Origin of the sequence: Paraburkholderia sp. HC6.4b, from assembly GCF_014200875.1 — a bacterium.
Classification (GTDB): domain Bacteria; phylum Pseudomonadota; class Gammaproteobacteria; order Burkholderiales; family Burkholderiaceae; genus Paraburkholderia; species Paraburkholderia tuberum.
In genome coordinates this window covers 172,819-188,088 of sequence record NZ_JACHDC010000012.1, presented here as the reverse complement: position 1 = coordinate 188,088, position 15,270 = coordinate 172,819, and the positions used below count along the sequence as shown (strand labels likewise).

10 protein-coding genes are annotated in these 15,270 nt (G+C 61.8%); all 10 read right to left on the bottom strand.

The window, feature by feature from the left end; all coding sequences use genetic code 11:
- Positions 1–72: 72 nt before the first annotated feature.
- A complete protein-coding gene (locus HDG34_RS19635) occupies positions 73–2,622 on the bottom strand; it encodes a type VI secretion system Vgr family protein (RefSeq protein ID WP_184061777.1) in 2,550 nt (849 codons plus the stop codon).
- Positions 2,623–2,662: 40 nt separating this feature from the next.
- Positions 2,663–6,628 (bottom strand): type VI secretion system membrane subunit TssM, encoded by a 3,966-nt coding sequence (gene tssM, locus HDG34_RS19630; protein WP_184061776.1) that lies wholly within the window; start codon positions 6,626–6,628, stop codon positions 2,663–2,665.
- A 13-nt stretch (positions 6,629–6,641) separates the two neighbouring features.
- The gene (tssL, locus tag HDG34_RS19625; RefSeq protein ID WP_184061775.1) at positions 6,642–7,976 is read right to left on the bottom strand and encodes a type VI secretion system protein TssL, long form; all 1,335 of its coding nucleotides are present in this window, start codon (positions 7,974–7,976) and stop codon (positions 6,642–6,644) included.
- Positions 7,973–9,322, bottom strand: coding sequence for a type VI secretion system baseplate subunit TssK (gene tssK / locus HDG34_RS19620; protein WP_184061774.1), 1,350 nt, complete (start codon positions 9,320–9,322; stop codon positions 7,973–7,975). The genes tssL and tssK overlap by 4 nt, the downstream gene beginning before the upstream one ends.
- Positions 9,323–9,327: 5 nt before the next feature.
- On the bottom strand, positions 9,328–9,873 hold the full coding sequence (tssJ, locus tag HDG34_RS19615) for a type VI secretion system lipoprotein TssJ (protein WP_184061773.1): 546 nt from the start codon (positions 9,871–9,873) through the stop codon (positions 9,328–9,330).
- Positions 9,874–10,013: 140 nt separating this feature from the next.
- The gene (locus HDG34_RS19610; protein WP_184023663.1) at positions 10,014–10,496 is read right to left on the bottom strand and encodes a type VI secretion system tube protein Hcp; all 483 of its coding nucleotides are present in this window, start codon (positions 10,494–10,496) and stop codon (positions 10,014–10,016) included.
- A 109-nt stretch (positions 10,497–10,605) separates the two neighbouring features.
- Positions 10,606–12,108 carry a type VI secretion system contractile sheath large subunit gene (gene tssC / locus HDG34_RS19605; RefSeq protein WP_184061832.1) on the bottom strand — a complete coding sequence of 501 codons (1,503 nt, stop codon included), beginning with the start codon at positions 12,106–12,108 and terminating at the stop codon, positions 10,606–10,608.
- Positions 12,109–12,154: 46 nt separating this feature from the next.
- Positions 12,155–12,688, bottom strand: coding sequence for a type VI secretion system contractile sheath small subunit (tssB, locus tag HDG34_RS19600; protein ID WP_184045111.1), 534 nt, complete (start codon positions 12,686–12,688; stop codon positions 12,155–12,157).
- A gap of 205 nt (positions 12,689–12,893) precedes the next feature.
- Positions 12,894–14,573, bottom strand: coding sequence for an OmpA family protein (locus HDG34_RS19595; RefSeq protein WP_184061772.1), 1,680 nt, complete (start codon positions 14,571–14,573; stop codon positions 12,894–12,896).
- Entirely contained in the window at positions 14,570–15,253 is a 684-nt protein-coding gene (locus HDG34_RS19590; protein ID WP_260321239.1) for a DotU family type IV/VI secretion system protein, read from the bottom strand. The genes HDG34_RS19595 and HDG34_RS19590 overlap by 4 nt, the downstream gene beginning before the upstream one ends.
- Positions 15,254–15,270 lie beyond the last annotated feature (17 nt).

Genomic DNA, 15,270 nt, shown 5'->3' with positions numbered 1-15,270 from the left:
TGGAAACTGAACGTCCGTGCAGGGCGATGCGCGAAGGCATTCGCCGTCTGCACGGTATTGCGAAATACGCTGTTACGTGTCAATGCCGGTTTCCGGCGGCTCTTCGGACGGCGGCGGCTCCTCCGACGGTGCCGGCTCTTCCGATGGCGGCGGTTCCTCCGAGGGCGGCGGCTCTTCCGATGGCGGCGGCTCCTCCGACGGCGGCGGCTCCTCCGACGGCGGTGGCTCCTCCGATGGCGGCGGCTCCTCCGATGGCGGCGGTTCCTCCGAGGGCGGCGGTTCTTCCGATGGTGCCGGCTCTTCCGAGGGCGGCGGCTCCTCCGACGGTGCCGGCTCTTCCGATGGCGGCGGTTCCTCCGAGGGCGGCGGTTCCTCCGAGGGCGGCGGTTCTTCCGAGGGCGGCGGACATATCGTCGGAAGCGGACATATCGTCGGAAGCGGCTCGTCCGATGGAGGTGACGGAATAACTGGAACGTCCAGCGCATCGAGCACCACTACAGGAACTGGCACCGTCACTGAGCTGCCGCATTCCTTGTCACCGGGGTTAAGGTCCAGCGGCGTGCCTTGCACCACGACACGGGTGTCACCCTGGATGCGGATCGACTTACCGATGAGCTTGATCTCGCCATCCTTGTTCATGGTCAGCGACGACTTGCCGCACACGATAGACAGCGCCCCTCCGGCCGACAGCGAATAGGCTCCGCCTACCGCGTGGGTCGACGCGCCACCAACCGTGACCGTACGTGCACCGCCCACCGTCAGAAGGGAGGCACCCCCAACCGCGGTCTCCTCCGCCCCGCCAATCGAGACAAAGTGTGCAAGACCCACGGAATAGAAGGCGACACCCTTCACCCTTACCGAGTACTTGCCGCCGACGATCGTGCTGGACGTCGCGCCGACGGTCATGCTGTGCGCCGCGGCCACGCCGATCGTGTAGTCGGCACCGACGACGTGTGACTCATTCAGCTTCGTCAGGCGGTTCATGTCCCGTTCCGCCTGCAAAGTGAATTCCTCGGCACCCGCCTTGTCCTCGAAGCGGATGCTGTTGTAGTTCTGCAGGCCCCCTTCCATCGACCGGCTCATGAAACCGCTCTGCGTCGCGTTGCCTGGCAAGTCATAGGGCGGACGCGTCGCCGCGTTGTACAGGCTCCCGGTGATCAGCGGACGATCCGGGTCGCCGTTCCAGAAGTCGACGATGACTTCCTGGCCGATGCGCGGAATGTAGATGCCACCGAAACCCTGACCGGCCCACGCCTGGCTCACACGGACCCAGCAGGAGTCGGTTTCGACGTTTTGGCCGTAACGGTCCCAGACGAAGCGGACCTTCACGCGGCCGAATTCGTCGGTCCACAGTTCCTTGCCCTCGGGACCCACGACGACAGCCGACTGCGGCCCGTTGACGATCGGCTTCGAGGTCTCCCGCGGCAGTCTGAACACTTCGCTTGTCGGTTGCGCGTCGAACTTGTTGCTGCAGGTGTATTCGTAGCCGCTACCCGATTCGTCCGGCGTACCGGTCAGGTCGAGCTTCGTACCGATGACGAGGTATTCGCAGTTCGCGGTCGTATAGTCGTAGTTGGTCAACACGAACGTCTGCCCGCACGCGAGTCCCCGTACGTTACCTTCGCCTTGCGCTCGCGTACCCGGCGCGCGCAGTGCTTCCATGCGCGTACGCGCCAGCAGTTCACCGTGGCTGCTGTCGGTGTAGTCGCCCGGCCAGTCGTAGCGCTCGAGCAGGTTCCAACTGGTGTCGCGCGGTTGCTGATTGATCGCCCGCATGTCGGCGCGCGAACGCGTGAAGTCGAAGTCGCTCGTCACGTAGTGACCGGTGCACAAGACTTCGGCCGTCGAAAACGCGCTGATGTATTCGGTGTCGGTCTTGCCGCCCTGCGGTAGGAACGCCAGCGTCCGGTATGAGGGGTTCGGCGAGTGGCGGTGCGCGCCAATGTGATCGCACAGCACGAGCCGGTGCTTGCCGTCGGCATGCTCGAAAAACCAGTAGATGCCCCACTCTTCCATCAGACGATGAATGAAGTCGTAATCGGTCTCGCCGTACTGGACCTGGAACGTGCGCGGTTCGTTGGTCGGACTCTCACCCTCGAGCGCATAGCGGCTCACGTCGAGGCGCTTTTCGACCGGGTACGGATAGTCCTTCAGCACCTCGTCGATGATCTCGATGACCGTCCTGTTCTGGAAAATCTTGTAGTCGGTCGTCAGGGTCGCCAGCCACAGCCACGGCTTCAGCACGACACGATAGACGTTGTAGCGGCCGTCCCGACGCAGGTATTGCGCAGCGACGACGAGTCCGGTGATTTCGCGCTGACATGCTTCGGTGTCGGCGCTCGGCTGGAGGTCGATCGCGACGGTCATTTCCTTGCCTAGCAGCGCCTTCAGGTCGAGGTTGGCACTGACGGCAAGCGGTACCGTGTAATCGTCAGGCGTGCGCAACAGCAGTTCGTACTCAAACAGCTTGCCGAGATGCTCGTCGCCGTTCAATGACATGAACTCCAGCGCCGGCTGCGTCTGTCCGTCCGCGGTCTGCCCCGGCCACCGCGGTATCGCCGCGCTGGATACGGTCACTGCGCGGCTTTGCACACTTATCGCGTTCAAGGGATTACTTGACATGCACTCCTCTAAATTCTCTATATCGAAAAGACGCTAGACGCTACAGTTCGTCGGCGAATGCGGAGCCTGACGACGCGTCCGCTCGCCTTCCCATCGCGTGTCCGCTACCGGGACAACGAAAATCGCGCAGCAACGCCGTGAGTTGCGGTCCTGACTGTCCGCCCGATGTCAGTTCGATGACCGCGTGCCGGTCGTCGAAATTGAAGTCCACCGCCGAGCGGCTCGACGACAACGTCGACGTCACGCGGCCCCGGTCGATCAGACGGAACAGCGCCCACGGACCTTCGGTCATGACGGTCGACGTGTCCGGACGCACGCGCGGATTCGCGGTGAGGCCGGCCATCGAACCGCCGCGCGGCCCCGGCCAGGTGATCGGGGACGTCGTGACCGGACCATGCGCATAGCGCAGGTTTTGCCCGTCGACGTCGATGAGCAGATCGGTAATCTCGGGGTCCAGCGACACGACCTTGAGGCCCGCGTTCCACGACATCCGGGTCGCGCCGGGATCGCGGAAAAATGTCTGACGGATCGCCGCGGCGCGCTCGAACGGTTCGAGGCCCGGTCCCTGCATGGGCGGCATGCCGGGGCTGACCGGCTTATAGCGCCATGGCCGCATGCTCGTATCGACGCGGCTGGCGAGCGTCTTGTGGAAGAAGTCGTCGAGCAGGCCGCCGGCCGCGAACACGCGATTGAAATCGTCGATGTCGACTTCCTGGGCGCTCGCGGCAAACGGATATTTGCCTTCGACAGCACGTCGGCATTGCGCGCCAACGCTCGATTCGACCTGCATCGTGAGCAAGGAGCCGACATTGCGGTCCACCTTGCGCATCGACTGCGACGCGAGGCCCACGAGCACGGCCCGAAACGGCGGCGGAAGCTTCTGCGCCTCGAGCTGCAGCGTGGAGCCGAGGTCGTCCGTGGGCGGCATGCTGTTGGTGGCGAGCACGTCGCCGGCCGTCATCAATCGCGTGTACTGCTCGTTGATCAGCCCGATGACGCCGCCCAGCTGCAGCACGCCGCTGCCGCCGGGCAGCGCGCTCCCGCTATCGGCCTGGCCGGTCACGACTTCGCGCAGCGCGGCAAAGCGTCTGTCGACCAGTTCACGTTCCATCTTCTGTTGCGCGAGCTGACCGATCGTGGCGGTTGCGGCCACGGCGCTCGCCGCGCGCGCCGCCTGCGAGCGACGCATGATCACGTTCATGGCACTACCGGCGGCCGACGGCTCGTCCGCGCCATCCACGATCGACAGCGACGTCTCGCGCGCGGCCGTTCGCGCGAGTCTCGCCAGCGGCGAATCCGGCGCAGCCAGCGTACGCAGCGTCTGCAGATCGGGCGCCAGGGTGCCTTCGCTGCCGGACACCGGTCTCACGTCGTCGAGAAACTGGCTCCAGTAATTGCCATAGTCGGTCAGGTATTGGCGACGGATATCGTCGGCGAGCCTGTCCTTGCGCGGTGCGTTGCCGTTTGCCATCCGCCGCCGCCGCGCCGATGCATCGGCCTCGCCCATCACCCAAGCGTCCTGTTTTCGCGCCTGCTCGAGAAAATCAGGGAGGCGCTTGTTAAAAACGGCGTGATAGCCGTCGTAGGTATAGAGACCGGGGATACCTCGCGCGAGCGTCGAACCGCCGGCCAGCATGAACACGGTAGTGGCCTGCGGACCTGCGGCGCTCAGCAGCGTGACGTTCTCGGGCGCCTCGGGAGCCATGGCGTTCATCGCACGTTCATAGAGCCGTCCGGACGCCGGATTGCGGCCAAGGAACTCGCGCGCGCGGCGCACGAGCTGCGCATTCACCGGTCTTGCCGGCACCGTGGGCACCCCTTCCACGATCAGCGCATCGAGGTGACGCGCCATCACGTTGCGCTCGCCGAGCGATGCGACGCTGTTGGCGTGTTCCCAGTCGCCGAGCACCCATGCCTTGACTGCTTTCGCGTCGTAGTGCGAGCCATCGAACAGCATCAGGTAGACCATCAGCGTGCGATAAACGCCGTCCGCGTCCTGTACGCCGATTTGCGTATCGAGCACCGTTTCGAGCCGGCCGACGACTTGCGGCAGCAGCATCTGTTTCAGCAGATTGTTGTAAGTCTCGCCGGCGGCGACGCGGATGGCGGGCGCCGTGTAGAGCCCGTAGTGCCATGCGACACCGGGACTGTCGAGGTCCATGCCGTCGAACTGAGGCAGGTCACGCGACGCTGACAGAAGCGTCCCCATCGTCCCGGGCTGCGGCGCCTTCCGTTGCGACAAGACCCGCGCGGCGAGCGCATTGGCCTTGCCATCGATCGCGGCGAGATACTCGCGGTTGTTGCCGAAGCTCACGACGAGCGCACCAATCAGCCACACCGCCACGACGATCGCGAGCAGATGTCCGATAAGACGCAACGCGCGGAAGCGGACTTCCCAGTACAGGTTCGGCCGCACCAGATGCGCTTCGGCCAGGATCACGCGCTGAAACAGATTGCGCAAGAAATAGCCGCGATAGCCGGTAGGCGTCGCGTCGCCGGACGACGGCGAGACCGTATTCGGCGCGGCACCAAATAAACCCGCGAGCCCGCGACGCAGCCGCTGCAAGAGCGTGGAGCTGTCGGCGGACACGGCCTCGTGAGTTTGCGCCGCGCTCGTGAAATAGACGCCGCGCAGCGTGCTGTTCAACTGCGAGTCGTCGTACTTCGAATCGAGAAACACCAGCGCGAGCAATTCATTGAGTTCCGCACACAGGCTACGAAATTCTGACGGCAGCGCATAAAGTTTCTTGCGCAGATCGACCTCGTACACCTCTTGCAGCCTCGTGTTGACGCCGTCTTCGAGTCCCTGCTCCAGCTCACGCATTTCGGCCGCGCAGTTCAGGCGCAGTGTGTCGCGGCCGTGTTGTTCCGCCGCTTCCTGATAAGGCAGTGTGAAGCCGAAAATCTGCGCGCGGCTTTCCGCCGTCAACGACTGGAAATACTCCCCGAAGCCGGGCAGCAGATCGAGCTTCGTGACGAGCACGTAGACGGGGAATCGAATCCCCAACTGCTGGCGCAACTCGCCGAGCCGAGCGCGCATGGACGCGGCGAGCGCCTTTCGTTCGGGCGCTGGGTGCGTCAACAACTCTTCGATTGAAACGACCAGCAACGCACCGTTGATCGGCGCGCGCGGGCGCCGCTTGCGAAGCAGCCCCAGAAGGCCGCGCCACTCGGCCTCGTTCACGCTCTTCAGGTCTTCCGGATCGACGTCAACCTTCGCGGCGTCTTGCGACGCTGCGTCCTGAACCGTATAGCGGCCAGCGGTGTCGATCAGCACCGCCTCGTTCGCGAACCACCAGTCGCAGTTCGCCGTTTCGACGCGGCTTCTCAGCGACGCCGCGACCATCTGATCCGCCTCCGGAAAATCCAGACCCGAGTTCAGGACCAACGTCGTCTTGCCGGCGCCTGGCGAGCCCACCACCATGTACCACGGAAGTTCGTACAGATAGCGCTGGCTTTCGAGCAGACGACGCAGCCCTGCCGGTCCGCCGCGCATGCGTTTGAGCTTGTCGATGGCCTTCGCGACGACCGCGTGAAGCGCGCGGATTTCGTCTCGTGCGACAGGGGTCGCGGCCGACTTCTTCGTGAACGGGTTCAGAACGCGCTGCAGCAGCACGTCATCGCTGCGCACTGCCCGCCACAGACGATACAGCCCATAGATCGCGTAGCAGGCAAGCAGCACCGAGATCAGCAGCACGCGGGACCAGGTGGTGCCGAGTGGATGCGTTTCGCCGAACGCGAGTATCGGTCCGAAATACCAGAGCGCGAGACACAGCAACGCGACGCCGATGACACCAGGCGACCAGCCGAGCAGCCAGAACAGCAGCAGCAATAACAGCACGACGATCGACAGCGTGCGCGAGAGCACGCTCTCGAGTGGGCGGTAGTCGCCAAACGCAATCAGAGGTCCCACGAACCAGACGGCCACAGCCGTCACGAGGATCGCGGCGAGCACCAGCGTCTGGCGCGTGAGCACAAGTTTCGATAAGCGGTTCAAATAAGACATCAAGGCTTTCCCGTTAATGCGTGACGAAGACTTCCACGCGTCGATTGCGGGAACGACCTTCCGCTGTACTGTTGTCCGCGACAGGTTGTGTATCGCCCTTGCCGACAGCCTCGATGCGATTGCCGGGCATGCCGTGCGCCTTCAATACGTCGGCGACGAACGCGGCGCGCTTTTCCGATAGCACCAGGTTGTCAGGAAACTCCGCCGTATGAATCGGCTGGTTGTCGGTGTGCCCGGTCACCGTGACATTGCCGCCGACCCGGACGACCTCCTGCGCGACCTTGGTCAACACCGGATCCAGTTCCGGTCGAATGCGGCTTTGCCCCGGCAGGAACACGTAGTCGCCACGGAACACGACCCGGCTGCTGCTCGCGGTCTCTTCGACGGAGACCTGGCCGCGAGCGATCTCGTCTTTCAGCAAAATCGACAGGCGCAAGCGCTCGTGAACGACCGGGGCCGCGACCTTGATCGGCTCTCCGATCGCGAGAATCTTCGCTTCCAGCGCATTGCTTTGCGCCAGAAGCCGATACTTGTACCAGGCGAACAGCGAGAACACACATAGCGCAGCGACACCCGCCGTCGCCCAGACCGGCACGCTTTTCAGCAGCCGCATCCTGCCCGGCTCCTCGCCGCGCCAGTGCGGCGACAGTTCGAGCCGCATCGTGTCCCGCGTGCCGCTGATAAGCGTCAGCATTCGCTGCCGGATCTGCTCCAGATGACGTGGACCGTCCGCGGCAACGCTGTAGCGTCCTTCGAATCCAAGGCTGAGAATGCGATACAACACCTCGAGGACGTCGATGTACTCCTGGGGATCCGTTGCCATGCGGCCGATCAGCAGGAAGAACTTCTCGCCGCCGTCCACTTCTCCTTCGAACTTGAGCAGCAGCCCCCCCGCGGCCCAAATTCCGCCGTTCCCCCAACGCGTGCGGTTGGCGGCTTCGTCGAGCGCGGTGCACAGCGCGTAACGGACAGCCGCCACGTGCTTCCACGGCAAACTCGCTTTGTCGCAGACCTTCTGGAATGCGGCGACCTCACGCACCAGCAGCGAGCGCAAGCTCGCGACCGCAGCCAACGAATCGAGCGAAGCCGGCATGTCCGCCAGCATGCGCAACAAAGGCTGCGCGCCTTCGCACAACGGATTGCGCGCAGCCTTCATGCGCTCCAGACGCGTCTGCACTTGTTCCGGCGGATCGAACGCGGCCGCATCGACCACCGGTTCCTGATTGGCGACACCCGCGGTTGTGGGACGCCCAGCGGGACTGGCAGACGGCTGGCTCTGGCCAGAAGCAGAGTTGTCGGGGTTCAACAGAAACTCGAACGCGTCGTCCCCGTATGCACCGGTACTCATTTTTGACGTACGCCCCACAACTCAAGCTTGAGTTCCGGGAAGTGCCCGGCGACATGCATGGCAAGCCCTCCGTGCCGCGCAATCTGTTCCCAGAACGGTCCGGTACGCGACAGTTCGAAATAGATAAAGCCCGAGTTGAACGGAATCTGGCGCGGAGGAACCGGCAGCGCCGCCACTGTCAGACCCGGCAGGTGCGAACGGATCAATTCCGGCAAGCGCTGCGGATGACTGATCTTCGTTTGGGCAAGAAACTGCTGCTGCAGCAATTCGGAAGGCATCTGCGCGCCCACGGCGAGCACGAGGCTCGAATAACCGGCCAATTCGTTCGGCAGCATGGCGGCCGTACGGATGCCATGCGCCTGCTCCGTAAGCGGAATGGGCTGCGCACCACGAATCAACACCTGGTTCAACAGATAGTGAACCTCCTCGACGAGGGGCCTGATACTGCGGTAGAGCTGCGCATGGTCATAGCCCGGCGCCGCCCGCGGACGCCGCGTTTGCGGACGCACGAAGGTCGAAAGCTCGCCCGCGAAAAGCGCGAGCTCGCGATACAGGGTCACCGGCGCGGTCTCCTCGAGTTGGCAAATATGCTCCAGCAGCGGCTCATAGCGATTGAGCACCTGGAGCAGCAGATAGTCGGCCACTTCGGCCGCCGCGCCCGTACGGCCATCAGAACCTGACAGACGGGCGGCGAGCGCGTCGGCGCGTAGTCGCGCGAGACCGTGCAGCTGCATCGCCCATTCGCGCAGCAGTGGATTCGCGCCGTAACCGGTCACGGGCGGAATGTGGTCGGCGCTGTGCAGCGACACGGCGCCGTCGGCGTGCAGCGCCTTCACGCGCGTCAGCGCAAGCCCGATCCACGACTGCGTCAGCTCTTTCTCGGGCAACAGCCGCAAGCGCAGATTCGAGAGTTGGACCGGCTTCGGACCTTGGCCGATCGCGTTGCTGTCGCGCAGTTCGGCGTCGTACGCATGGTAACGGGCCAGCGATCCGCTCTGCTCGGTGAAGGCGGTTTCCTCGGTGTTAGGCAAGCGAAGCGGGACCGCCAGGTAAATCACCTGCTCCTGATGTTCCGGTCCGATCGTCAGTGGGGGCGGGGGCAGCGTCAGGCCAGGCACCTCGAACGGTGTGCCGTCTGGAAATACGCCGAGCCCGCTCTTGAACACCAGCTTGCCGAACGCGAGCGATTCCTGATCGATTTCATAACGGCTGAAGCCCCAGAAAAACGGGCTCAGCGGCGCGCTCCGGCGATGCGCGAACGACTCGAAATACCTCTCCTGCTGCTGAAACAATTGCGGGCGCAGGAAGAGTCCTTCGCTCCAAACAACTTTGCTATACCAACTCATCGAAATTAGTCTGACTTTGAAATCGAAACAGTGCGCCGATCGAGCTGGATCGTCAGCTTCTGTTCCTTGTCTGGAAGAGCCATCCTGTACCATGCGGCGTCGGGCGCGATTGGCAACCGGTAAACCGCGCGCCAGACCGATTTCCCGAGATCCCGGTAGCCGGCCAGCACGCCAATTGCGGTAGTGGCGGGGTTCGACTTCCGGACGATCTCGCGTGTATCGCCGGGACGCAGAATAAATTCGTCAACGACCAGCACGTCGTCGCTAAGGATTTTCTTGTCGTCGCTTTGCAGCGTGAAAAAGTCGCCGGTTTGAAACGCCGTCGGCGACTTCAGTTCGTAGACCCGCACGAGGATCGGCGCCGCCGTTCCCCACTCGTTCGGATTGACGTTCTCGTTTGCCGCGATCTGAAGCCGGAGGGTCGTTCGCTCCTTGACAACGGGAGCCGACGCGGTAGCGCACCCGGACAGCCATGCGCTCGCCCCGCTTAGGGCTAGCCAGCCTCCGATACGCAGCCATATCGCGAAGCGGGAAAAAAAGATCGAAACCATCTGACGGTATCAAGGTGATCTCGCACATCGCCCTGAATGAACCAGGATGCCTGCATCCAGCCAGGCATCCCGGTTAACAACCTTGACACGGCGTCCCGGACAAAAGGGTCGTCGTGCCAAGATTCAGGAAAATGTGCGATTTAGGCTGTGTTCTTCTTGATATCGAAGGTCGCCGTGATCGCACCACCGCTACCGCCTTGCGCGTTCTGCACCACATATTCCTGCTTCAGGCGAGCAAAGGACAGACGCACCGTTTCGCACGGACGCGATTCACTGTCGCTGACGCCGGACGGATGCACCGAGGTAACCAGCACGTCGTTCATCGTGAATTTGATGTATTCGAGCGGATTACCGCCAGCCTTGCGCACGACGAGTTTGGCTTCGTCGATGTGCTTACCGGTCAGGCAGTATTGCGTCAGGTTGGGCGTTGCACGATCGATGAAATGCTCAAACGTGAAGTCGTCGACCGTAGCTCGGCCAGCGCCACCACCGGAACCAACGTGCATATTCGATTGCTGCGTAACGCCCCACGCCCAGCTCAGAACATCGATTTCGTCCTTGTGGTTAGCGTCTGCCGACTCACCATCAATCCCGTTAATCTTGAGAAAGATGTCTTGCGCCATAAAAATACTCCTTGATACCGATTAGTTTTAAAGATGCTCAATGAAAGTCAGGCATATTTAGTGAGCGCCTGTCCGTCGCTCAATCACCGAATGAACGGTAGACGTCAGGTCAGGCTGCATCCTTCACGAGCGGCAGCTTCGCGACGAGACGCAAAGAAACCGTCAGACCTTCAAGTTGGAAATGCGGACGCAGGAAGAACTTCGCCTGGTAATATCCCGGATTTCCCTCGACGTCCTCGACGACCACTTCGGCCGCGGCCAGCGGTCGACGTGCCTTGGTTTCCTGCGACGAATTCGCGGGATCGGCGTCCACGTAGTTCATGACCCATTCGTTGAGCCATTGCTGCATTTCGTCCCGCTCCTTGAATGCGCCGATCTTGTCGCGCACGATGCACTTCAGGTAATGCGCAAAGCGCGAGCACGCGAACAGATACGGAAGACGTGCCGATAGATTCGCGTTCGCAGTTGCGTCGGGATCGTGGTACTCGATCGGCTTCTGCAACGATTGCGCGCCGATGAACGCCGCGTAGTCAGTGTTCTTGCGGTGAATGAGCGGTATGAAACCACTCTTCGACAATTCCGCTTCGCGGCGGTCGGAGATCGCAATTTCCGTCGGGCACTTCATGTCGATGCCACCGTCGTCCGTCGGGAACGTGTGACACGGCAGGTTTTCAACTACCCCACCGCTTTCCACGCCGCGAATCAGCGTGCACCAACCGTAGTTCTTGAACGAACGGTTGATGTTCACCGCCATTGCGTAGGCCGCGTTCGACCATACATAGCGTTGATGATCCGCGCCGGCGGTCGTCTCTTCGAAATTGAATTCGTCGACCGGATTCGTCTTGACGCCATACGGCAGACGTGCAAGGAAACGCGGCATTGCAAGGCCGATGTAGCGCGCGTCTTCCGAACTACGCAGCGAGTTCCAAGGTGCGTACTCAAGGTTTTGCGTAAAAATCTTCGTCAGGTCGCGCGGGTTGGCGAGTTCCTGCCACGAGTCCATCTGCAGCACGGACGGTGCCGCGCCCGTAATGAACGGCGCATGCGACGCTGCGGCCACCTTTGCAATCGAGCCCAGGAGGTCGACATCGGCCGGCGTGTGATCGAAGTAGTAGTCGGCGACGAGACAGCCGTACGGCTCGCCACCCAACTGCCCGTATTCTTCCTCGTAAATTTGCTTGAAGAACGGACTCTGGTCCCACGCAATCCCTTTATAGCGCTTCATCGTGCGACGCAGGTCGTCCTTCGACACATCCATAAAGCGGATCTTCAGCTTCTCATCGGTTTCCGTGTTCGCGACGAGGTGATGAAGCCCACGCCATGCGCTTTCAAGACTCTGAAAATCTTCATGGTGGAGAATCAGGTTGATCTGTTCGGATAATTTGCGATCGATCTCCCCAATAATTGACTCTATGTTTTTGTACGCGTCGTCGGACACCGTTGCCGATGTAAGCAGTGCTTGTTGAGCGAGCGTCCGGACAGCCCCCTCGACAGCCTCGCGCGCGCGCTCCGTTTTGGGCTTGAATTCGCGCGATAGGAGTGCGTTGAAATCGGACTGATTGGTCACGCTCGCCGTTGCCTTGGCGCGCGTGTTCGCTTGAAGTTCGGCCATCATTTCCCCATTGTTTCAGGCTGTGCTTTCGTGCGGAAAGCAAAAATCATTCGTTGGTCACCGGTTCGCCGGTGGATGCCGCTTCCGGCTTTGGCGCCTTTGCGAGCGCTTCGAGTAACGCTGGGTCTCTCAACACCTTGCTGACCAGGTTTTCCGCGCCACTTTTGCCATCCATATACGTTTGCAGATTGGCCAGTTGCGTACGCGCCTCGAGTAGCTGCGCAAGCGCGTCAACCTTCTTCGCGACGGCTGCGGGCGAGAAGTCGTCCATGCTTTCGAACGTGATATCGACCATCAGATGACCTTCGTTCGTCAGCGTGTTGGGCACCGCGAACGCGACACGCGGTTTCATGGCCTTCATTCGCTCATCGAAGTTCTCGATGTCGATATCGAAGAACTTACGATCGCCGACGGCGGGCAACGGTTCGAGCGGCTTGCCCGACAAGTCGGCGAGGACGCCCATCACGAACGGGAGTTCGACTCTCTTTTCCGAACCGTAAATTTCGACGTCGTATTCAATCTGGACGCGGGGGGCACGATTACGTGCGATGAATTTTTGAGAACTGGTAGAAGCCGACATAGTGCTCTGAGGTTGTTCGCTCAAATAAAAGAAGGAGCGGCGACACCGCTCGCTTTCGTATGAAATCCGCAAGCTGATGATGTTATGTCTCGGAGCAGCGCGGCGATATGGGCGGTTGCCCAAAAGTCTGTCCCGTTCGCAAAAGAGAGGCCGGGTTGGCGTGCGCGAACGCAGGTTCCCAGAGGGCTACCCGCGACGAGTACTTTCAGTGCGTGCCTGAATCGGGAACAACGGTGATTTCGACACGACGATTCATCTCGCGCCCCTGACTAGTTTCGTTGCCGGCGATCGGCCGGGTATCGCCATACCCCTGAATTGCGAAACGTGTGACGGGCAACGTAGCCGTGTTGACGAACCAATCGCGGATGGCCCGCGCGCGTGCCTCGGAGAGCTTTTGATTCGCGACGCTGGCACCCACGTTGTCAGTATGACCCGCGATGAGAATTCGCTTGTCGGGATTCGCGCGAATCAGATCGAGAACCGTGTGGAGCCTTGGCTCTGCACCTGACTTGAGCGTCGTCTTGCCGCTGTCGAATAACAAGAGGCTGTCGATCGTCACAGCAAGGGGCGGGGAATGCGCGGCGATTGTCGGGGAATGCGATGTCGCGGTCACGCGTTCAAGCGCGACTTGCAACTGCTTGCCCCGATACAGTCCCCAGCCGAGCCCCGTCGGCACACCGTTGCTCGCATAGCGAGCCAGCTCGGCGGATTGTCTGCGCAACGATTCGAATCGCTCATGCTTCGCATCCGCGCGGGCTGTGGGTATATGCGTGTAAACCTCGAGATCGTCGGCGACTCGCGTGACCAACCTGCTGTTCGACCATGCGGAGACACCAATCGACACCATCAGGACGACCGCCGACGCAGCCAACGCGTGCAAGCTTCCGGAATACGACCGGGCCCACTCGCTCTTCGAAACGCGGAATCTGTCGTTCCGCGCGATGGTCGTAAGTAAAGGCAGAGACAGCGGCTTCGGTTGAGCCTCCGGCCTCGTCAGCAGCGGCCGCAGCGCGGTCTTGCCGGTGAGCCATCGCGTCCATGCGCCTGGACGCATCGGCGGGTGTCCGATGTCGGCCAACAGCAAGCCGCGCAGCGAGAACGGCGCGGTGTTCGCGAGCGATGAAAGTATCGATAGCAGCGCCTCATCTTCTAGCCAGTCGAACACTGCATGCCCCAGACCGGCACGCGACGCACGTTCCGGGTGGGCGACAGCGAGCCAGGCCTGATCCAGCTGTTGCCTGAGCGCTTGCACATGTTGCCGCGCGGTTGCGGTCGCGGGTTGCATCGTCGAGATATTCATGGCATCGCCGAACCAGACCGGTTCCACTGCGTGGCCGCTATTCGAGCCGAGGTACGCGTAGATCGCGATATAGCAGGGTAATACGAACGCCCGGGGACCCATGCAAGCGTCGATTTGATGCTTCCAGCGGGAAAATTCGCGGCGAATCACAGCATCGTCGCACTCACCGTCGGGAACAACGGGCATCAACACGGCATCCGGCGGACGTTGATGCGACTCCATCACCGTGGCCAACACGCTGGACAACTGCTGCGGGGACCGGACACGCAACCACAGCGCATCACCGTTACGTCGCAGTGCGGATGTCTGGCCATCGCGTGCAAACAACGCGCCGGCATGCGGCCCGACGACGAGAACGATCGATAACTGACGCACGTTCCCGAGCTGAAAATCCTGATCCTCGTGAGTCGGATGCGATCGCCCGTAAGCTGGCAAAACGGCGGCGCCCGCCGCCGTCAACAGAACAAGACTGAGCACAACGGGCCACGATGGTTGGAGAGCAAGCGGCAAACATAGCCATATCAGTCCAACTACGGAGACAGCGATCCAGATCAGCGCCGCCCGGTAGCTGTTTCCGGAAATCATTGCGAACGCTCCGTCTGCATAGGACTACTCTGCGGCGGCGACGTTTGAGGTAGACCGCGTACCGCAACGTCCAGACTAAGGTCCATCGCCGTCCATAGTGACGCGATGGCAACCGCACCAGCAATCACCCCGCCGGCGGTTCTGCGTGAATGTGAGATGCGTGACACGTCCGACGGCCGAAGCGAATTGGTCGGTGGCATGGCGTTATCCGGTGCGTCGGGTATGGAGAACGCCGCCTTATTACGCGGATGCCCGTTCAACGCCGATTTCGCACGCTCCAGATATGCGTTGGCGTTTTCTCGTCCGCCGTCGAAGCCCAGCCCCAGCAACATGGTGTAGAACTCAAGTCTGGCGGGGTCCGGATCGCCGCCGTCCACCACCGCCTCGATCCGGTGCCATACCCATGCGGCGCCATCACGCACGCCATGAAAACGCATCTGCAGCGGGTCACGCAACCATTCCTCGCGCTGCCTGGACGGCAATGCATGCAACGTCAGTTCATCTAGCAGAACGCATTGTGCGAGGCTGACTTCCCGGATGTCCGTTGCCGGAAAAGTTCGATCCAGCATTTGCTGCTGTAGCGTCTCGACCAACGTACTGCAACGCGCGCGCCAAAAAGGAATAGCCGGCAGCTCCGCGCCGTCGGACAGCAGTGCTGCATGCAACGCAGTCGCTCGCATGAGCGCGACTGTTGAGT

Bases quoted from the DNA above. Each gene is read 5' to 3' on its own strand.
- HDG34_RS19635 (WP_184061777.1), bottom strand. From the start codon at position 2,622: ATGTCAAGTAATCCCTTGAACGCGATAAGTGTGCAAAGCCGCGCAGTG.
- tssM (WP_184061776.1), bottom strand. From the start codon at position 6,628: ATGTCTTATTTGAACCGCTTATCGAAACTTGTGCTCACGCGCCAGACG.
- tssL (WP_184061775.1), bottom strand. From the start codon at position 7,976: ATGAGTACCGGTGCATACGGGGACGACGCGTTCGAGTTTCTGTTGAAC.
- tssK (WP_184061774.1), bottom strand. From the start codon at position 9,322: ATGAGTTGGTATAGCAAAGTTGTTTGGAGCGAAGGACTCTTCCTGCGC.
- tssJ (WP_184061773.1), bottom strand. From the start codon at position 9,873: ATGGTTTCGATCTTTTTTTCCCGCTTCGCGATATGGCTGCGTATCGGA.
- HDG34_RS19610 (WP_184023663.1), bottom strand. From the start codon at position 10,496: ATGGCGCAAGACATCTTTCTCAAGATTAACGGGATTGATGGTGAGTCG.
- tssC (WP_184061832.1), bottom strand. From the start codon at position 12,108: ATGGCCGAACTTCAAGCGAACACGCGCGCCAAGGCAACGGCGAGCGTG.
- tssB (WP_184045111.1), bottom strand. From the start codon at position 12,688: ATGTCGGCTTCTACCAGTTCTCAAAAATTCATCGCACGTAATCGTGCC.
- HDG34_RS19595 (WP_184061772.1), bottom strand. From the start codon at position 14,573: ATGATTTCCGGAAACAGCTACCGGGCGGCGCTGATCTGGATCGCTGTC.
- HDG34_RS19590 (WP_260321239.1), bottom strand. From the start codon at position 15,253: ATGCGAGCGACTGCGTTGCATGCAGCACTGCTGTCCGACGGCGCGGAG.